The 19,764-nt window shown below is 34.8% G+C and carries 18 protein-coding genes; all 18 read right to left on the reverse strand.

All coding sequences use genetic code 11. The features are described 5' to 3' along the window. Window positions 1–144: 144 nt before the first annotated feature. Window positions 145–303, reverse strand: coding sequence for a HEPN domain-containing protein (locus W7W_RS23220; RefSeq protein WP_010664234.1), 159 nt, complete (start codon window positions 301–303; stop codon window positions 145–147). Further along, on the reverse strand, window positions 287–628 hold the full coding sequence (locus W7W_RS22240; protein ID WP_010664235.1) for a nucleotidyltransferase domain-containing protein: 342 nt from the start codon (window positions 626–628) through the stop codon (window positions 287–289). The genes W7W_RS23220 and W7W_RS22240 overlap by 17 nt, the downstream gene beginning before the upstream one ends. Window positions 629–930: 302 nt before the next feature. After that, window positions 931–1,938, reverse strand: coding sequence for a radical SAM protein (locus W7W_RS0113385; protein ID WP_010664236.1), 1,008 nt, complete (start codon window positions 1,936–1,938; stop codon window positions 931–933). Then, window positions 1,939–2,952 (reverse strand): dTDP-glucose 4,6-dehydratase, encoded by a 1,014-nt coding sequence (gene rfbB / locus W7W_RS0113390; protein ID WP_010664237.1) that lies wholly within the window; start codon window positions 2,950–2,952, stop codon window positions 1,939–1,941. 333 nt (window positions 2,953–3,285) lie between these two features. Next, complete coding sequence (gene rfbC / locus W7W_RS0113400) at window positions 3,286–3,846, reverse strand: dTDP-4-dehydrorhamnose 3,5-epimerase (protein WP_010664238.1); 561 nt, start codon at window positions 3,844–3,846, stop codon at window positions 3,286–3,288. A gap of 2 nt (window positions 3,847–3,848) precedes the next feature. Next, on the reverse strand, window positions 3,849–4,727 hold the full coding sequence (gene rfbA / locus W7W_RS0113405; RefSeq protein WP_010664239.1) for a glucose-1-phosphate thymidylyltransferase RfbA: 879 nt from the start codon (window positions 4,725–4,727) through the stop codon (window positions 3,849–3,851). Between the two features lie 168 nt (window positions 4,728–4,895). Then, a complete protein-coding gene (locus W7W_RS0113410; RefSeq protein WP_010664240.1) occupies window positions 4,896–6,020 on the reverse strand; it encodes a glycosyltransferase in 1,125 nt (374 codons plus the stop codon). Then, complete coding sequence (locus tag W7W_RS23225) at window positions 6,017–7,201, reverse strand: glycosyltransferase family 4 protein (RefSeq protein WP_081485183.1); 1,185 nt, start codon at window positions 7,199–7,201, stop codon at window positions 6,017–6,019. The genes W7W_RS0113410 and W7W_RS23225 overlap by 4 nt, the downstream gene beginning before the upstream one ends. Window positions 7,202–7,271: 70 nt before the next feature. Beyond that, window positions 7,272–8,276 (reverse strand): glycosyltransferase family protein, encoded by a 1,005-nt coding sequence (locus tag W7W_RS0113420; RefSeq protein WP_025007223.1) that lies wholly within the window; start codon window positions 8,274–8,276, stop codon window positions 7,272–7,274. Between the two features lie 64 nt (window positions 8,277–8,340). After that, window positions 8,341–9,024 carry a sulfotransferase family protein gene (locus tag W7W_RS0113425; protein WP_025007224.1) on the reverse strand — a complete coding sequence of 228 codons (684 nt, stop codon included), beginning with the start codon at window positions 9,022–9,024 and terminating at the stop codon, window positions 8,341–8,343. Between the two features lie 29 nt (window positions 9,025–9,053). Then, window positions 9,054–10,004 (reverse strand): glycosyltransferase family 2 protein, encoded by a 951-nt coding sequence (locus tag W7W_RS0113430; protein WP_010664244.1) that lies wholly within the window; start codon window positions 10,002–10,004, stop codon window positions 9,054–9,056. 4 nt (window positions 10,005–10,008) lie between these two features. Further along, window positions 10,009–10,977: a hypothetical protein gene (locus W7W_RS0113435; protein WP_157202487.1), complete on the reverse strand. Its 969-nt coding sequence runs from the start codon at window positions 10,975–10,977 to the stop codon at window positions 10,009–10,011. Window positions 10,978–11,248: 271 nt separating this feature from the next. Beyond that, window positions 11,249–12,469: a polysaccharide pyruvyl transferase family protein gene (locus tag W7W_RS0113440; protein WP_010664246.1), complete on the reverse strand. Its 1,221-nt coding sequence runs from the start codon at window positions 12,467–12,469 to the stop codon at window positions 11,249–11,251. An 8-nt stretch (window positions 12,470–12,477) separates the two neighbouring features. Next, complete coding sequence (locus tag W7W_RS22250; RefSeq protein WP_010664247.1) at window positions 12,478–13,860, reverse strand: Coenzyme F420 hydrogenase/dehydrogenase, beta subunit C-terminal domain; 1,383 nt, start codon at window positions 13,858–13,860, stop codon at window positions 12,478–12,480. Continuing rightward, window positions 13,857–15,194 carry a flippase gene (locus W7W_RS0113450; protein WP_010664248.1) on the reverse strand — a complete coding sequence of 446 codons (1,338 nt, stop codon included), beginning with the start codon at window positions 15,192–15,194 and terminating at the stop codon, window positions 13,857–13,859. The genes W7W_RS22250 and W7W_RS0113450 overlap by 4 nt, the downstream gene beginning before the upstream one ends. A 677-nt stretch (window positions 15,195–15,871) precedes the next feature. Beyond that, complete coding sequence (cysN, locus tag W7W_RS0113455; RefSeq protein WP_010664249.1) at window positions 15,872–17,785, reverse strand: sulfate adenylyltransferase subunit CysN; 1,914 nt, start codon at window positions 17,783–17,785, stop codon at window positions 15,872–15,874. A 315-nt stretch (window positions 17,786–18,100) separates the two neighbouring features. Further along, window positions 18,101–19,006 carry a sulfate adenylyltransferase subunit CysD gene (gene cysD, locus W7W_RS0113460; protein WP_010664250.1) on the reverse strand — a complete coding sequence of 302 codons (906 nt, stop codon included), beginning with the start codon at window positions 19,004–19,006 and terminating at the stop codon, window positions 18,101–18,103. Between the two features lie 140 nt (window positions 19,007–19,146). Continuing rightward, on the reverse strand, window positions 19,147–19,752 hold the full coding sequence (gene cysC, locus W7W_RS0113465) for an adenylyl-sulfate kinase (RefSeq protein ID WP_010664251.1): 606 nt from the start codon (window positions 19,750–19,752) through the stop codon (window positions 19,147–19,149). Between the last annotated feature and the right edge of the window lie 12 nt (window positions 19,753–19,764).

Here is a 19,764-nt window from a genome sequence, read left to right on the forward strand (position 1 = left end):
GTCAGGCGAAGGGTCGAACAAGTGTTCCAAATATTTAGTAACAAGCCATTCTTTTGTCTCTAAAACAGATCCTTCGTCATGCTTCCTCAGGATGACATTTAACTAACTATCATTTTGAACCTGCAAAGAATCAATAAATTAATATCACTGCATTCGGGCAGAAATAGCTTTAAATGCCTTTTCTATACTTTGTTGACAATGGAAGGCAGCTAAATGAGTGAGTCGTTCATGAGAGACTAATGCTTTTGCTGCTTCAAGGTCATCTTCCGCAGCAGCTATCCATTCCTTAGACACTTTCTTCATATACCAGAGTTCCTTCTTTCTCAATTTCTTTTTTCAACAAACTATCCATCTCCTTAAACTTTTCGTACATGGGTAATGTATAAACAAGAAGATCCAAATCAGCCTTTTCACGCAAGGATGAAAGTGCATTAGCTATAGGTAATTTTAATGCCATTTTTTCAGCAAAAGAGCCCGGAAGTGAAAGATCTCTGGTAACAACCAAAACATCTATATCACTATCGGCCTTATTCGTCCCCTTTGCATACGAGCCAAACAAAATTACCTTATGGATATTAGCTGATTTCAAAGAAGTTCTCAGCTGTCGAATTATTTCACTCCGCTCCATTTCTAAACAAATTGTTTGAAATAAAATTAACGATTAATCAAGTAAAAAACAATAACAAGGTCTCCCCTGTATCACAAAAATAGAAAAATGCCTTTTTATTTGCCCCTCCCAGGGAGGGGAATGAAGGGCCTCCCCTAACCCCTCCCAAGGAAGGGAATGGATCTTTGAACCCAAAAGTTTTTAAGATCCTCTCCAAATCCCAACATTTACAAAATCCTTACAGCCCCGCATCTCGCAAACCACCGGACTAACAATACAAAATCCACAACCAGTCCCCCTTGGGGGGATTTAGGGGGCTCCCCTTACACCTCCTCATACTTCAACGACCTGCTCAACCACTTGCCACCGGATTTTTTGCTAAAAAAGGCTTTCCACAACCTCCGGTTCCAATGATCGGCACGCCTGAACTTCGAAAAGGAACAATTCGCCCAGGAAATATTTAATTGCGGGGCAGTATTGGGCGATACGTAGGTATAAACCAATTCTGCCAGGTCAGCATCCTCGTTTTCCTTCTGATAGGAAAGATCCAGGGTATTGGCCAGTAATTTCACGCCCCGGTTGTCACATTCGATACTTAACAGTTTTATTATCTGATTGTATCGCGGGCGTAACTCTTCAGTCAGCAGCTTTGTGTATTTACCTCCAATATCCATGATGGGCCGAACCTGTAAAGCGTCTATCTGATAATCCCCCAACACCTCAAAAAAACGTTCCAACTCTTCCAGATTGTCAGGATTGACGGTATAATTGATGCGGACCGACATCACATTTTTCTCCGGTAACTTCTCTTTCAGTTGAGTGAGCTGCTCCAGCAATTCCAGAAACTTCTCATAACTGGCACCGGTCATAAATTTCTCATAGGTGCCCTGCGTCACCCCGTGAGCAGACAGGATTATTTCGTTAACACCTTGTTCCGCCATATATTCCAGATCGCTCTTTTTCAGCAACTGCCCATTAGAGACAATCCCCACATCGGGAACTTTGTATTGCTTTGCCAACCAAAATAATTCTTTGAACTGCGGATGCTTTGTTGGCTCTGCACCACACCCCACTATTAACTGAAAAGCCCGGGGAAACAATACCCGGGCTATCTCTTCAAATTCTTCTGTTGCAAGTGTTCCTTTATGACTCCGCCTGTGCTCTGGTGAACTGTAATTACACATTCTGCATGCCAGATTACACCCCAGCACCGGGTCTATCCGGATGGACAAATGTCGTAACCTCAAATGAGAGGCGGCAAACAACCCCAGGAGTTTTAACCGGCGGCTTTTGATGCGTTTGTGGAGGCGGAGGAGGGAGTAGAAGTTCATTTAGTTAATTTTTTTTAAATACCAATCTATCGTTTTTTCAATGCCTGTTTCAAAATTCTCTGCTGCCTTCCACCCCAACTCTGTTTCAATCTTGGTCGCATCAATGGCATAGCGGCGATCATGTCCGGCACGGTCCTCCACAAAAGTGATTAATTCTTTATAGGATGAACCATCTTCCCTCGGTTGTTTTTGATCCAAAACGGAGCAAATATGATTTACGATAAAGAGGTTATCTCTTTCGTTGCGGCCACCAATATTATAGGTTTCTCCGCTTTTCCCTTTATGAAACACCAAGTCTATACCTGTGCAATGATCCAATACATATAACCAATCCCGTATATTTTTTCCATCTCCATAGATTGGAATTTGTTCTCCTTTCAACGCCTTTCGAATAATCGTTGGTATCAATTTTTCATGGTGCTGCTTGGGACCGTAGTTGTTACTGCAATTACTGGTGGTTACATCCATGCCATAGGTATGGAAATAGGCACGCACCAACAAATCGGAACCGGCTTTTGAAGAGGAGTAGGGACTATTCGGCGCATAAGGAGTATCTTCGCGAAAAAGTCCGGTTTCTCCCAAAGTACCATACACTTCATCTGTTGATATATGGTGAAAACGACATCCCTCATAGCCTGCTTTGTACTTAAAGGGTGCTTCCATCCAATGTTTTCTGGCCACATCCAATAATGCAAACGTTCCGTTCACATTGGTTTTAATAAATACTTCCGGACCTGAAATGGAGTTATCAACATGACTCTCCGCGGCAAAATGTATTACTCCACGAATATCATTCTTCTCAAACAGGTATTCCAGCAGCTCCCGATTACAAATATCTCCTTTTACAAACTCATAATTTGTAGCACCCTCTATTTCCAGCAGGTTATCCAAATTTCCTGCGTAAGTCAACTTATCCAGGTTGATGATTTTGCAATCTTGATATTTATTTACGAAAAAAGGAACAAAATTGGCTCCGATGAATCCGGCTCCTCCGGTTATGAGTATTGATTTCATAAATTTCAATGGATTTAAAATACAAAGCAGCAAGAGCTTTAAACCTTTTCTAAAAAGATAAAAGACATTACAATTTAACCATTATTGTTCTTTTTGGCATTGCCCCAAAAAAAAACCCAAAAAGTCTAGTCCGCTTAACCCTATCCCCCTGCGAAAGCCAAAATATCTGGCCCTTGCACAAGGCCATGACAGTCGCCCATTTTGCCTTCCCGCTAACCGCCGGCCCGGAAAGCGAACAGGCTCACGCGCCTTTTTGGATAGATAAAAGTTTTCAGTACTACGAACATTCTCTTGAGAAGCAAACAACTAAAAATTCCTTTTACATGTGCAGGTTTAGTTCGAAATTAAAAAAGGATTTACTGTATCCTTCAAAGGTTTTAAAGTTTTATCCTTTTCTGACAACAACACTTCGTTGTTTGGAAGTTGCCAGTCAACACCAATCTCAGGGTCATTCCAAATAATTCCGGAATCATGTTCCGGGGCATACCAATTATCCACCTTGTAGGAAAAGATGGCAGTCTCGCTTAAAACAACAAACCCGTGAGCAAAGCCACGGGGAACAAACAACTGTCTTTTATTTTCGGCAGACAATGTTACGGCGACATATTTTTTGTAAGTTGGAGAGTCTTTTCTCAAATCAACTGCAATGTCCAACACCTCTCCCTCAATACATCGTACCAGTTTTGCCTGGTTGTAAGGTGGTAGCTGAAAATGCAGCCCTCTTAAGACGCCTCTCGAAGAGCGTGACTCATTGTCCTGCACAAAATCAACCTTGCCGATATGTTCTTCAAATTGTTTTTGATTGTAGGATTCAAAGAAATAGCCCCGATGATCTCCAAATACTTTCGGTTCTATGATTACGCAATCTTCTATTTCTGTAGGAATAAACTTCATTGTTACTTTCTTTCTGCCAGAGACAATAAATATTGCCCGTATTGATTCTTACTTAAACTTTCTCCTATCTTCCTTAATTGGCCCTTATTGATCCATTTCTGTTGATAAGCTATTTCTTCAGGGCAGGCCACTTTCAATCCAATTCTTTTCTCTAAAGTTTCAATAAACTGACTTGCTTCCAAAAGTGATTCATGGGTTCCGGTATCCAACCAGGCAAATCCCCGCCCCATCAATTCGACTTTCAACTTTCCTTGATCAAGATATTCCTGGTTTACACTGGTAATTTCCAACTCACCTCTGGAACTGGGTTTAACTTCTTTAGCCATTTTTATTACAGAATTGGGATAAAAATACAACCCCACTACAGCGTAGTTTGACTTAGGTTCTTCAGGTTTTTCTTCGATTGAGGTAACATTGCCTTGCTCATCAAAAGTACATACCCCATATCTCTCAGGATCGCTTACCCAATAACCAAATACAGTGGCTTTTTTCTCCTCTGAAACAGTTTTAACAGCACTGCTTAATAACTCCACAAATCCATGACCATAGAAGATGTTATCTCCCAAAACCAAACAAACATCATCATCTCCGATAAAATCCTCTCCAAGAATAAATGCCTGTGCCAATCCATCTGGTGACGGTTGAACCACATAAGAGAGTTCTATTCCCCACTGACTTCCATCTCCCAATAGTCTTTTGAAAGAAGATTGATCTTCAGGAGTTATTATTATCAATATTTCCTTTATCCCAGCCAACATTAATGCTGACAAAGGATAATAAATCATTGGTTTATCGTAAACAGGTAATAACTGCTTACTGGTAGATAATGTGATTGGATGTAAACGGGTGCCAGAGCCTCCGGCCAGGATTATGCCTTTCATATTGTTAACAGTTTAACTTTAAAATTGTTATCAGGCGGGAAGGCGGAAATTGCTTCACAACGGTCGACATGACCGACAATTGTAAAATACTGAGAGGAACTAATATTAAATTACGAACCGATTGTTAAAGTGGCACATTGCAACTTCACCCTATAAAATTATTTGAAATTATTTGAAATTTATTTCTCCTGAATGTTTTTGAACGATATTTTGAATCTTCTCAATAAAGTGCTCCTCATTAAATTTTAAAGAGTGTTGAAAAATAAATCTTGAATTGAACGAAAGACTTTGTGATAATTTAACAGCCTCAATTAAATCATTTTTAGTCTGATTTTCAAATAATATTGCAGTGCATTCTTCCTCATTTCTACCATTGTATGGAATCATTGTTTCTAAAACACCACCTTCTCCAAATGCTATTACAGGTTTTCCTGCAGATATTGATTCCAACGGAGTAATACCGTAATCTTCACGTTGTGGAAAAATAAAAGCCTTGCAATGTGTATACAACTTATCAAGTTCATTATCACTTATTCCCTCTCTGAATTCAATATTTGTTTTTGATAATGTTTTTAGTCGATTTTTTTGAGTACCCTTTCCAACAATAATTAATTTCTCCTTTAAATCATTAAAGGCTTCAATAGCAAGATCAACTTTCTTATATGGTTCTAATCTTGAAACCAACAAATAATAATCCTTTGGATTTGCTTTGTAATTTTTTTGAGATACACCAGTTGGTGGATTGACGATATAATCCGAATTTCTATTGTAATGTTCCTTTATCGCTAGAGAAGTAGTTTTACTATTTGCAATAAAAATATTTACCCTATTTGCACTTTTATAATCAACTTTTCTATAGTGACTAATCAGGGCATCAAAGATTCTCTTCTTTATTCTTCCCGCGTTTTTATACTGATTATATGAATTAGGATTCCATAACAAGCGAAAAGGTTGGTGACAATAGGAAATTACTATTGTTTGTTTTCCAAACTTAGCATATTTGGCACCTGTAGTTGTTGACTGTAGCACTACATCGTAATTACTTAAATCAATCGACTTTGCAGCCCAAGCACCAATAGGAAAAAATAATTTGCGATAAGAATACTCATCTTTTGCAATTTTTTGATACCATGTGGTGTTAATTTTATAGTTTGAAAATTCAGGAAACGAATTTTCGGGATAGTACACGGTAGAAAAAATATCAGCATTAGGAAATGCCTTAAGAAAGGATAAGAATACACGTTCTGCACCTCCTCTGCATATGATTCCATCGTGAATTAGGGCTATTTTCATAGTTCCTTTGAATTTAATAATTCTGAATATAACTCTGAATACAAAGAAATGATTCTATTGTTGTCGTATTTTGAAGCTGTTTCTTTCAAATCTTTTTCATAAAAAGTAAATTTATTCGAGAAGTATTTATTCATTAAGGCAATAAGAGAATTTTGGTCAGCAGAATCGAAGAGTCTTCCAACTTTTTCATTTACTATTTCAGGTAAACCTCCATTTTTAGAAGCAAATACAGGAATATTCATAGAAAAAGCTTCAATAATAACCCTGCCAAATGGTTCATTCCATAAAGAAGGAACGATTAGAAGATTAATTCTACTAAAAAAATCTAAAGAATTGACCTGTCCCAAAAAGACGATTTCATCATATTTTTCATACTGATCTTTAATTTTTTTCTCATATGAACGATTACCAGTACCTGCAATCAATAACCGAAAACCTTTATTATTACTTTTTAGAAATGAATCAATCATAAATTCTATACCTTTTTCAGGAGAGATACGCCCTAAGTAACCAATTGAAGAATCCGATTGTGATGTTTTTTTTCTGATATTATTATTAATATTAATGGCATTCGGAATATTTAATTTAAACCTTGAACGATTAAAGTAGCCCAGGGATATATGTTTTTCTAAGATAAAATTACTTATTCCAACTACAGCATTTACGTGATGTGATTTTAGTTTCTTTGCGTAAGAAAATGCTTGGCAGGTGTTACATTGTTTTATACATGCTTTTCCATTTTTTATCATTGCTTGTTGCGGACAAATTAAGTAGTAATCCCTTAACGTATGAATAATCGGAATTTTTAAACGGGATGATATTTGCCATATTATGGTTGACAAACCGCAAAGGTTATTACTATGAACAACATCAGGATTAATTTTAGAAAGAATTCTTTTTAATGGAATACGATATAAATAATTTGAAATATCAATAAAATGCCATAATAATTTACTTACGAAGAATTTTTCTCTTTGAGGGTATCGCCAATAAATATTTCTATTTCTAATACGGTAAACTTCGACTCCATTTAGTATATCAAACTCATTTTTATTTGAAGTCGTGATTACAGAAACTTCATGACCGGATTTAACAAGTCCTTCCGCTAATAATTGTGTTGATATCTCTGCTCCACCATTGATATAGGGAGGATAAAGTGTACATACAATTGCTATTTTCATTTTATAATATACAGACTGTGAGTGACTAGTTCAGACTTAACATCAAAGGATAAAACTTTAAAAAACATGTCTATAGAATATCAATTTCATGTTTCAAATTTAGTCCAAAGTTGCTCCAACTATTTACATCTATAAACTTCTGGAAGGCAGCAAGGTTATTTTGTTCACGAGAGTTAACAATTTCATCAATATCCTCGTAAGAATTAAATGTTTTACAAATATTATCTTCTTTCAGCTCTTGAAATGCACCTATATTGGGGCCAATTATGTTTCCCAATAAAGCAATAGTGTCCATTAATGCACCAGAGCTGGACACTGACGTTGACTTGTAGGGGAATAATACAAATTTAGAAGTTTTTATAAGTGATGAAAGGTACTCAAAAGAAACTGCTTTGTTTTCAAAAGTTATATTAGAACTTGTGAGTTTTCGAATTTCCTTTTCATAAGAATTGATTTTGCACCTGCCAACAATTCTTATTTTCCATTTGATATTGTTTGTATTTACATATTGTAAAAATTCCAATACCCCCTTATATGGCTCAATTGATCCCCATATCAGAATATCATAATATTTCTCATTATTGGGATTGTAATCAGTATTGAACTTTAAGAGTTCTGGATTAATAGGATGATTGAAGAACACCACTTTTTTGTTTGTCTCTTTTTTTGCAAAATGCATTGCTGCCTTTGAATGTGTCACAATTAAATGTGAATAACGAAACATTAAATGCTTAATGATTTTTGATATTATATGTTCTCCTTTATGAGGGTGAAAATTATGTAATACCCAAATAATCTTAACTTTCCTAACTCTCAAGATTTGAAGAATTAAAAGAAACAGAAAAAACTGATATATGCCTAATTTTCTAGTATGTAGGTTTTCAATCCAATTAAAAATAATACACTCCAAACTAAATACGTTCTTCAATAGGTCAATTATTGAAATATTGACTATTGAGTTTTTATTAATTACATTATAATACTGGGAAATACTCTCTTTGAAAAGTTTTGAATAAGGGTTTTTTACAAAATCTCTATTAGAGGGGAAATCAGGTGGATAATAGTATACTTTCATAAAGTCCTAGTATAAAACTTAATGATTAAGTTAATTTTTATGGCAAATTTAATGGTGAACTATATTAAGATTTATAGATTTTTCCCTTTATCCATAATTTAATTTTGTTGTTAAAAAGTTGCTTAAACCTATGATTTAATTTAAGGTAAATATTCCCTTTATTTGAAACCGGAAAAGGTTTATTTGGAATATCTTTATTCAAAAAGTTACAAAGTTTTTCCCAGCTATCACCATTTGTTACATCGAAAACGATTAAATCATCTTTTCTATTGGCAAAATAGTCAAGAACTTTTTTATGGTGATTTCTAAATTCTTCTTCCCATGCATTTTTATCTATATTATACCAGGGATTATCTGGATATTTTTCTTGAAGCTTATCCAAATTCTTTATTCTCTTTACATGTTTTTCTCTGCTTTTTATCCAACTATTCATATCCCTTGTATTGAGAATAAATTTGCTGTTCGGATATTGTTTATCCAATTCAATAAATAAGTGATTCGTAGAGGGAATATTCCAATCGGAATAGGCATCATAATGTTCGATTCCTTGCAATAACTTGTTACCACTTTCATAGTTATCTTTTATAATGGGTTTAATGTGTCTGCCATTTTTTTCATTACAATGGACACTTTGGATGCCAAGTTTCAAAAAAGCATCATGCAAAGATGTTGTGCCTGTTTTGTTTAAACCAATACAAAATATTTTATTATATGTTTTGTGGTTTTGGTTATTTGCTTTTTTATTCATGGTATATACATTAATACATGTAGCAATTTTCAATTTTTGTTGTCTGAAAATTTACTTTTCAGATATTCTATATACGAGTAAATTATTAATGGACCTGATAGGTTATATTGTTTACGTTGATTGAACCAAAATAACATTCTTAAGATGCCTTTGTTTTTGTAGGTTTTAGATAATGTCTGAATCTTTCTTTTTTGAAAATAAGTGCGATTATAGTCTTCAATATTAGCTTTCTGAATAGTGTCTATTACATCCACAGGGGCTGTTTTAGATACATAATCATCCATCCATTCTTGGTATAAGTCTAAAGCAAGCAGTTTTTGCTCAGAATTACCTGAACTTGATATTGTAACAGGGCTTCTTCTGTAACAAAACAATGGCTTGTTGGTGTGTGCAATTCCCTTTTTATCCATTGCGATAAATGAAGTGATATCATCTGTACCCCAAGCAAGAGGTATTTTGTAAAAACCACCTCTATTTTTGAGTGCTGATGTTCTGTATACAAAATCTGAAATGAATTGCTGTCTTCCACTTTTCATTCGATGAAAAATATTATCGTATACAGTTTCAAATTCTGCCCAAACTGGGGTTAAGCCTATTTTCACCGATTCTTCATTAATTATGTATGAACGGCAATGAAAAACATCGAGGTTAGGATTATTAGAAATAAGCTTATTAAATTCATACAAATAATTAGGTTCCAGCATATCATCATCCCCCATAAGAACAAAATATTCTCCTTTAGCATAGGAAAGACACTTATTCCAGTTGTCGACTAAGTTTATTGCACCAAAGTTTTTTGTGTTTTTATAATATTTTATTCTTTTGTCTTTGAACCCAGATACAATGGAGTCTAAGTCTGCAGGTGAAGCGTCATTTACAATAATCAGCTCAAAATCATTATAAGTTTGATTTAATATGCTTATTATACACTGACTTAGGAACTTGTCTTTATATGCTGGTATTCCAATGGAAAATTTCATCAACTTATACTATTATTTTAGAATTAGAATAGTGCTTTTCCAGAACGTAAACACAAAGAGAGAATAATATTGGATTTTTAAGAACAGTAGATGTTCCAATATTTATAAGAGCCATAAATATTAGATACATCTGTGCATATTTTATTTGAATTGGCACATTTTGCTTGATACTCCTATAAAAGATGAGTAAATAAAAAAACAATCCTAGAAATCCTAATTTTATATAAATATTGGCATAACCAACATCTGAGGCATATAGGCCATATTGATTTGCAAGCATTAATTCTTTTTTCCCCATATGACTTTCAAAATGGGCAACACCGTTTCCCAAAATTGCGGTAATAAAATTTTCAGTATAATCTGTAAAAAAATATTTATATGCGGTTACCCTAATATTTTCTTCACCAGCATTTGTACTTTCGATTTGTGATTCGGTAAGCTTAATTAATTGGTCTAATTTAGATGAACGATCTTTAACAATTCTTGGAATAGCCATATATAATATTACAGCTAATGTAATTATTAACCATTTAGACCTAGTTTCTTTAAAAAAAAAGAATAATGACACTATAAATGCGAAAAAAATTGTCTGTCTGGTTACGTGCATTATTATAACTAGAAAAATTGCTGAAGAAATAATAATCCATTTGAATTTTCTTGAAACAAAATAATAGTTTAAAGCTAAAAATAATCCACCATAGATAAATTCTTTACCGGGAATAAACAGACGAAAGAAACCTCGATTATCACGAATATCTTTTGACATATCAAGCTGAAAGAGCACATCAGGTGCTTGAGATAGAGCATATAGCCAAATAAAGATATAAAATATGCAATACAACCAGATTACTTTTTCAATAAAGGAATAGCTAACTTTAGCTTGCTTTAAAATGAAAAAATAGATTAATGCCAAATAGGGCATTGTAGCTCTATATCCTAAGATTATATTTTGTTGGTTAAACACAAATGCCATAAATGTAGATAATAGCATTAACAAGAGTATGTACTTAATTAATCTTGAATACGGCTTATTTTTGAATTTGCATAGAAAGATCTTTGAAAAAATTAAAAGACAGAGGCTAACTACTAAGAAATATAGAAGCTTTGAATACTCTATATTCAAATTGATGTACCCATAGAAATAAAAGGATATTAAAGGCAAAAATATTATTAGAAACTTGTAGAATCTTTTAAGTGAAATATTTGTTACCAATGGCATATTGCAGAAAGAATAAATGTTCTAATTAATTATTTTTGAGTTGTTCTTTAGAAAATGTATTAAAACAGTCTTGCGCAATTTTATGAGCGACTATTTTAGCTTTAGTATTTGCTTTAGCCATTTCGATAATTCTCTCTATTTCAATTAATGCATTTTTGATCTCAGGTTGCTCAACTCCAAAATTTTCAATATTATAAGCATATTTTTCTAAATCCAAAATTTGTAATAATCCTGAAATTTTGTGTTCATATGAAAGAGCAACAAAAGGTGTGTTATTATTAATTGCAAATACTATAGAATGATAACGAGCACCTACTACCAACTTTGCATTTGATATAAGAGTTTGTTGTATATCTGAATTATATTTTTCAGACAATACAATAATATCTTTATTATTTATCTCTTCTACAAGTGTTTTAAAATAAATTTCGTCAGACTTTTTTCCTACATTAAATAATTGAGGAAGCATCAATATTTTGGTATTTTGGTATTTTGATAGAAGTAATTTCATAATACCTAAATAGAATTCCTTAATAAATTCTGGCCGGCAATTATTAAAAGCAGTATGCCAGGTAAGCGAATTTGGAACAAATATTACATAGTCAACTTTATGAACAATCTCTTTGAGTCCCGAAGGCAAATTCACGTTTGGAGTATCTAAAAATGCTGTATCAATTGCTGGAACATAAGGGATGTTCATTTTTTTTGCTAAACTCATCGTTTTCGCATCGCGAATTGAAATAAAATCGAAATTATTTAACAACTTAAGACTAACATTTTTAAAACATCTATTCCACTTAGTTTTCATTGGGAAAGGTCCGAAAGATCTTGAATAGTAAGCCACTTTTTTATGGTAGGCACTTGCCAATGAAAGCTTATATATATGATTCCAATTCTGAAATGACCCCATGCAAATTCCTCCGGGAGCACAAACAATAAAATCTGCTTCTTTGATATATTTAATTATAGAATAATTAGCAGGATGAACTAAAGAAAGTTTTAATAATTGCAAACGTAAAGCCCATTTTCTTATGAAATTGGCTCCTTTAGTCATCGTTTTTATGTTTATATATTCATTTAAAGGATATGATACTTTAAATTGATTAATACTGTCTTGCGGTGCAGATTGAAATAGCACAGTTATCTTGTAATCGGGGAATTTTGTATTAAGATTACGCATCAAACTTTTATGTGCTGCCTCATCCCCCCTATTATTCAACGGTTGATTGATAATTAAAATATTCATAATTCCTCTTATTTCTTGGATAATATTTTCTTTATTACGTGTTTAATCTTGGTTGGTATAATACCTTTTAAACCATGTTTTAAATAATTCATTCTCAAGTACAATGGATATAACGTAATTATAAACACTAAGGATGAGTTTAGTCTTAATGCGGATTTCATTGCCCAATGGCTCCTTTTTGCAAAGCGCATTCGAGCATCTTGTATTTTTTTATTTTTCCGGTCAATAACGGAGGTTGGTTTAAATCTTTTTTCAGGAACCCAATCTTTTTCTTTAGAGAATTTATGCAACCGATATCCTATATTAACTCGGCGGTGGCGTATACTTGGATCCTGGGTAGTAAGAATTTCTTTTTCTGAGAGATTGTCAATCTTAATTGATTTGTTCGATTTAAGTTCTCTAATGATCTTTTCAGCAATTCGATTTCTTGTAATTACAATATTAGTCCCTTTCCAATCAATATTGTAAGGAGGCACCCATGCATCACCAAAAACAATATCTGCAGTTTCATTGAACACATCATCACATGCATCACACGCTTGGTATTTAAGTGTTCCAAGTCCCCAATCACTTCCAAATATATTTTTTGCAGGTTGTGTAAGAATAAGCTTACTGTCTTTTTTATTAGTCTTAAATTCTACGGCATATTCGTTAGCAGATTTATTTTGTAATTTGACACGAAAATCTATGAAATTAACATTCTTACTTTTAACATTATAAGGCAAAGTAAAAATATCAGCAAAATATTTACTTTTTAGCTGACCACAAATAATTCCTACAAAGTATTCTATATTTTTAAACCCTTCTTCCTCTTTTTGCAACAAACGAATCGCTTTTAAAAAGCAAGGGATTCCTACAATTGCGTATTTTTTACCATCGCCTTTTATTTCTTTAAGGACTTCATTAAAACTAATAGGATAGTAACGGGATTTCTTACCGTCTCTCAGTTCATTGATGCTATTTGAAATCGAGTAACAAAAAAGAGCGTTATTTTTACTACTTCTTTTAACATGCAAAACACCATCTATCATTTTCTTATGAAATAATAATTCTATGAATAGACTGAGTATTCCTCCGGAAGAACTACTTAATCGATATTTTTCATTTGTTGCATAACCGGCATAAAGATTTTGATAGTAGCCAATATGTTCCTGAAATTTATTTTTTTCACTGAATAATTCTTGTGCTATGATAGTTTCATTGCGGGGGGATGTAAAAGGACATACATTTTTCAACTTTTCTTCTACGTTAAAATCAGTTTGTTTTTTTGAGGTTGCAATATATTTTCCATATTGGTCAAACTGAATGCTATAATTTGATTCCTTAACAGCAGTACATGCACCACAGCCAACACAAAAACCGTTTTTAATAACTGTATTGTCTAATGTCATTTTAATGATTTAATGTTAAAAAATTGTTTCCATCCAACTGCCAAGGATTTCGTTTGAATATAAAAAATAAAGCGATATCCCGGTATAAATAAATGTGCTAAATAACCTGAAATAAAAAAGGCAGATATAGATGCAATAGATGAACCGATGATGCCGTAATGTGGAATTAAAAAGTAGTTTAATAAAACACTTGTAAAACAAGCAAAAATATTTCTGACAGCAACAAATTTATGTATACCTTCAATAATTATAATTTGTGCTGAAAAATTAAATAACCCCATTAATGCAACTTTCCAAGATAAAATTTTTAAAACTGGTATGGCATCTAAGTATTGACTACCAAATAAAATGGTTACAGCGGGTTTGGATAGAATAAATATTATTAGTGAAATTAATATACCTCCCCATACAATAATACTCATGTATTGTTGTCTCTTCTTAATGTATGCATCTTTGCATTTATGTAATTTTTTCACTAACAATGGAGCTATCGTTTGTGAAACAATGACAGGAATAAATATCCCTATTTCAATAATTCTGGAAGCAACGGAATATTGCCCAACACTTACATTATCCATCATTTGTTTTATCATTACTTGATCAATTTTTTGATAAATAACAACAGCTGATGCAGAAAGAAGAAGTGGAAATGATTGTTTGATTAAATAAATAGCATACCACTTGTCAAACTTCCAAGGCAATTTAAGTCCTATTTTTTTATTGAATGAAATAATAAACCCTGTAGCAACTAAAAATAAATCGAAAGATGAGGCCATTATAAAATATATTAATGGAGCATTAATGCTCAGAAGAAGAATTTTAATAGTTGCACCAATTATTGTTCGTGAAATTTCAGTTTTAACTACGTATTCATTCTGGACAATGGAAGTAAAGTAATTTCTTATAATTTTTGTTGTTGAAAATATTAATGTTGTAGAAAAAATCAACACCAATGTTTTCGTTTGTTGATCTGTTTTAAAGATTATAAGCGTTACAAATATTGCTATTATTGTAGTGAAAGCAAGTATCATTCTGATAATAAATGATGTTCCCATAATCTTTGGAACATCACTATCTTCTTTTGCTAATTCTCTGATTTCAATATTTTCTAACCCAAAAGTTGCGAGTACTTGGAAAATTGCCACATAGCTCATCACATAGCTCATCAACCCAAAATCCTCAGGACCAAGATATCTAGCCACTAAAATACCTATAAAAAGACTACTAAGGATATTGACAACTTTTCCTAATACAGCCCAAGAAACATTTATAGCAACTTTTTCTTTATTTCCAGTAAACTTAAGTTTCTTTGTAATGAATGATATTATTCTCAACTTATTGTATCTTAAATATGTTTTTTGGTGTGCTTTTTTTAATAGGTTAATTAGTAAGTTTTACATACAAAATAAAGCTAGAAACGGAAGTTTTATATGTTATTGCTTTATATGTTCTATCAATCATAAAATAACTAATAAATAAAGCCGAAACACCTCATTAACACTAAGGTAATCCAATATTCCTTCTGGATTTATTGTATTTTTTTGGAGATAATTTCATTGTGCCACCAACCGAAAATTCATATTGGTCATATACACCAGACAAATGATTTATTTTGCATTATTCACTGAACTCGTTTAATTCGGTTTTATTCTTCTTACAAAAATCAAGCGAAGCCTCCATGTGAATAAGGTAAAAAATTTTCCACCAATAATCTCGTCGTCATGATTCAAAGTTAGATTTCCTACTATTCTGAGCGAAGCGAAGAACCGAACATTTAATTTGAGTGAAACAAGTTATGACAGATATCGTTTGACTTATATTTAACCACAGAATAGAAAATACTGGTTTTTACCATTTTTTTAATGAAAGTCTTACATTTCTTCAATCATTGACTGGAATTGCCGAGTTTGAGTAATATTGAGGTAATAAAATGATTTGACTATTGGTAATTCAAATAATCTGTGTTCATATTTGTTATCTGTGGTAAACACTCATCCTCAACCCTCAAAAATTACAAGACTTTTACCTTCCCAAAATACTCCATTACCATATTCAAATTTCCTTCTAAGGTTTCAGGTGAACACACCATCTGCACATTCTCAGGTTTTTCGTAAATAGTAGTATAACCAGGTAGAACCTCCAATTCACCTGAATCAGCTTTTTGATAAAGCTCCGGCTTTTGATTTTTACAGTATTCCAGGGAAGCATCCATATAAATCACATGAAACCGTTCTTCGCCAACAATCTCTTGCACCTGTCGCCGTGTTTCTGCTTTTGGTGAAATAAAAGAACAAATGGTAATAATTCCCTGTTCGTTCAGCATGCGGCAGACATGAGCTACACGACGCAAATGCTCAGCCCGATCGCTGCTAGTGAAATCCAACTCATGAGATAGACCTGCGCGAATTGTGATTCCATCAAAAACAACAACTGTTTTTCCTTCATCGAACAAACGTTTTTCTAACGAATAAGCCAACTCTCTCTTGCCGCTTCCATGTAATCCGGTAATCCAGATGGTATGTCCCTTCTGTCCATATCGTTTCTCACGTTCTTCTGTAGTAATCAGACTTTCGCCACGATTCATTTTTTCACGATCCATTTCTGTAATTCGTGATGGCAACTCATCGGCATTAACCTTGTCGATAATCATACCTACAGCCACGGTATTGTGACTAATTGGGTCAATCAATACAAACGCTCCCGTATGATGATTCTTTTTATACGGATCAAAAAGCAAAGGTTTCATGGTGGTCATCACCATTCTACCTATCTCATTCAATGCCAACACATTAATCTCCTTCTTCTCCAGGGTATTGACATCTATCTGATAGCGCAATTGATCAAAGCGAACCTTGGTTTTATTGGTATTGTGCTTGATGATTAATTGAGCAGAAGGGTCCATTGGTTCTTCATCCATCCAGACCACCATTGCCTCAAAGTGACGCTCCAGCCGGGGCTGATTGTCGGTATGTACCAACATCTCGCCACGACTGATGTCAATTTCATCTTCCAGTGTCAGCGTTACCGATTGAGGCGGAAAAGCTTTTTCAAGTTCCCCATCATAAGTAATGATTTCTTTAACCTTCGATTGTTTTCTGGATGGCAAGGCCATAACTTCATCCCCGCGCTTCACGATACCGGAAGCAACCTTACCTGAGAAACCTCTGAAATCCCTATCCGGTCGCTGTACATATTGTACAGGGAAGCGGAAATCCTCAAAATTCCGGTCGCTACTAATGTGGACAGTCTCCAGAAAGTCAAGCATACACTTACCCTGATACCAGGGCATGTGTTCACTTTCGTCCACCACATTGTCACCATTCAAGGCAGACATAGGAATATATTCCACATCCGGAATATCCAACTGTGCCACAAAATCCTCATAATCTGCCCGGATTTTTTCAAATACTTCCTGTTTGTAATCAACCAGGTCCATTTTATTAACCGCCAACACTACATGTTGAATTCCCAGCAGGTTAACAAGAAAAGTATGCCGCCTGGTCTGTGTGATTACTCCCTTGGTGGCATCAATCAGGATAATAGCCAGGTTAGCAGTAGAAGCCCCCGTCACCATATTCCGGGTGTATTGCTCATGCCCGGGAGTATCAGCAATAATAAACTTACGCTTGTTGGTATTAAAATAGCGGTAAGCCACATCAATGGTGATGCCTTGTTCGCGTTCTGCTTTAAGACCGTCTAACAGCAAAGCATAATCGATATTCTCACCGGCATGGCCAACGCGTTTGCTGTCTGTTTCCAGAGCGGCTAACTGGTCTTCATAAATGCGTTTGCTATCGAAGAGAAGTCGTCCAATTAATGTTGACTTCCCATCATCAACTGATCCTGCAGTTAATAAACGCAATAAGTCTTTTTGCTCGTCTTGAGCTAAAAATGCTTGTATATCTAAGTCTGATTTTCCCGTCATGGTGATAAAAGTAATTTTTATTTTTTAAATTTTCTTTTTGGCATTACTCCAAAAAGAAACAAAAAAGTCTAGTCCGCTTAAACCTATCGACCCGCATCAGGCTTAATTTCCGGCCATTGCACAAGGCCGTGAACGTCACCCATTAAGCCTTCTCGTAGCCGCCGGTCCGGAAAGCGGACGGGGCCATCCCGCCGTTCAAATTAAAATTTTCGCAGCGGAGTAAATGCTTCTAATAAAATTTGAGTAAACTTGTGATACCGTGGTAAACTATCCGCCTTAGCCTTAACCTCAGTTAGCCATTTATCACCTATTTGCTTAGAAATACCCCTCCCTCTTCTTCTGCTCCATACTCCCTTCCTGATCAAAATCTATAACACGGGTAGTTCGTTCAGAAAGTGTTGTGGTCATCATCTCCTCAACGATTTTTTCGATGGTATTGGCTTCTGACTCTACAGCACCTGTTAAAGGGTAACAGCCCAGGGTCCTAAAACGGACCATTTTCATTTCCGCTTTCTCTGCAAGTTCTTTTGGCATACGCTCGTCATCAACAAGAACTAGAGCACCATTGTATTCAACAACAGGACGTTCTTTTGCATAATAGAGCGGTACAATGGGGATATTCTCCAGTCGGATGTATTGCCAGATATCCAGTTCAGTCCAGTTGCTTAACGGAAAGACACGAATGGACTCTCCCTGATGGACTTCCGCATTAAAAACATCCCACAACTCGGGACGTTGATTCTTTGGATCCCACTGATGGTATTTATCTCTAAAAGAAAAAATCCGTTCTTTGGCACGGGATTTTTCCTCATCACGGCGGGCACCCCCGAAAGCAGCATCAAATCCGTGTTTTGTCAGGCCTTCGAGAAGAGCCTGTGTTTTCATGGTGTCGGTATGTACTTTACTTCCGTGTGTAAACGGACCAACTCCGGATTCAAATCCTTTTTTATTGTAATGAACTATCAAATCCCAGTTATTTTCTTTGGCATAATTGTCCCGGAATTCAATCATCTCCTTAAACTTCCACTTGCTGTCAATATGCATCAACGGGAACGGCACTTTCCCGGGATAAAAAGCTTTCTCAGCGAGTCGCACCATTACTGATGAATCCTTTCCGATGGAATAGAGCATCACCGGATTGGAAAATTCCGCTGCGACTTCACGTATGATATGTATGGCTTCGGCTTCTAGTTCCTGTAAGTGTGATAGGTTGTATTGCATATGATGTGGTCTGTTGGTGTGGTGGTTGATTGGTGTATTGGTTAATTAGTGGATTGGTTCCATGTGCAATTAGAGATCCGCTATGTGACAAATGAACCTTCTAACATATTGACAAATTAACCAATTGACCTATTAACTAATTAACAATTTCCTTTAATCTCAGGCTCCAATAATGCCATAATCTTTTCGATACTTTCCACTACTGTACAATTAGATGTATCTAAATCCAAAGCGGGATTTTCAGGAGCTTCGAAAGGAGAAGAAATGCCTGTAAAATCCTTTATTTCGCCTTTTCTGGCTTTAGCATATAAACCTTTGGTGTCTCTATTTTCACATACCTCCAAAGGTGGATTTACGAAAATTTCTATGAAATTCTCTTCTCCAATGATAGACATGGCCTGTTTACGGATTTCATTGGTAGGGCTGATGAAAGCGGCAAGCGTAATGACCCCGCAATTCAGGAATAGTTTACAGACTTCGGCTATACGACGAATATTCTCCACCCGGTCTTCTTCTGAAAAGCCCAAATTATTATTAATTCCGGTACGGATGTTATCCCCATCCAATAGTTTACACAAAAAACCCTTTTCATATAGAACTTTCTCCAGCGCAGAAGCAAGGGTGCTTTTTCCCGAACCGGACAGGCCTGTAAACCAAACAACTTTTGATTTTTGATTGATTAATTTCTCCCGATCCTCTCTGGTCAGGGTTTTGTCAAAAATAGGGTAAATGTGCTCTTTATGCATTGTCTTGTTGCT

The organism is Marinilabilia salmonicolor JCM 21150 (genome assembly GCF_000259075.1).
Classification (GTDB): domain Bacteria; phylum Bacteroidota; class Bacteroidia; order Bacteroidales; family Marinilabiliaceae; genus Marinilabilia; species Marinilabilia salmonicolor.

Coding starts and splice junctions, on each gene's coding strand:
- W7W_RS23220 (WP_010664234.1), bottom strand. CDS start 303: ATGAAGAAAGTGTCTAAGGAATGGATAGCTGCTGCGGAAGATGACCTT.
- W7W_RS0113435 (WP_157202487.1), bottom strand. CDS start 10,977: ATGGCATTTGTGTTTAACCAACAAAATATAATCTTAGGATATAGAGCT.
- cysC (WP_010664251.1), bottom strand. CDS start 19,752: ATGCATAAAGAGCACATTTACCCTATTTTTGACAAAACCCTGACCAGA.
- cysD (WP_010664250.1), bottom strand. CDS start 19,006: ATGCAATACAACCTATCACACTTACAGGAACTAGAAGCCGAAGCCATA.
- W7W_RS0113410 (WP_010664240.1), bottom strand. CDS start 6,020: ATGAAAATAGCCCTAATTCACGATGGAATCATATGCAGAGGAGGTGCA.
- W7W_RS22250 (WP_010664247.1), bottom strand. CDS start 13,860: ATGACATTAGACAATACAGTTATTAAAAACGGTTTTTGTGTTGGCTGT.
- rfbA (WP_010664239.1), bottom strand. CDS start 4,727: ATGAAAGGCATAATCCTGGCCGGAGGCTCTGGCACCCGTTTACATCCA.
- rfbB (WP_010664237.1), bottom strand. CDS start 2,952: ATGAAATCAATACTCATAACCGGAGGAGCCGGATTCATCGGAGCCAAT.
- cysN (WP_010664249.1), bottom strand. CDS start 17,785: ATGACGGGAAAATCAGACTTAGATATACAAGCATTTTTAGCTCAAGAC.
- rfbC (WP_010664238.1), bottom strand. CDS start 3,846: ATGAAGTTTATTCCTACAGAAATAGAAGATTGCGTAATCATAGAACCG.
- W7W_RS23225 (WP_081485183.1), bottom strand. CDS start 7,201: ATGAAAATAGCAATTGTATGTACACTTTATCCTCCCTATATCAATGGT.
- W7W_RS0113430 (WP_010664244.1), bottom strand. CDS start 10,004: ATGAAATTTTCCATTGGAATACCAGCATATAAAGACAAGTTCCTAAGT.
- W7W_RS0113440 (WP_010664246.1), bottom strand. CDS start 12,469: ATGAATATTTTAATTATCAATCAACCGTTGAATAATAGGGGGGATGAG.
- W7W_RS0113385 (WP_010664236.1), bottom strand. CDS start 1,938: ATGAACTTCTACTCCCTCCTCCGCCTCCACAAACGCATCAAAAGCCGC.
- W7W_RS0113425 (WP_025007224.1), bottom strand. CDS start 9,024: ATGAATAAAAAAGCAAATAACCAAAACCACAAAACATATAATAAAATA.
- W7W_RS0113420 (WP_025007223.1), bottom strand. CDS start 8,276: ATGAAAGTATACTATTATCCACCTGATTTCCCCTCTAATAGAGATTTT.
- W7W_RS22240 (WP_010664235.1), bottom strand. CDS start 628: ATGGAGCGGAGTGAAATAATTCGACAGCTGAGAACTTCTTTGAAATCA.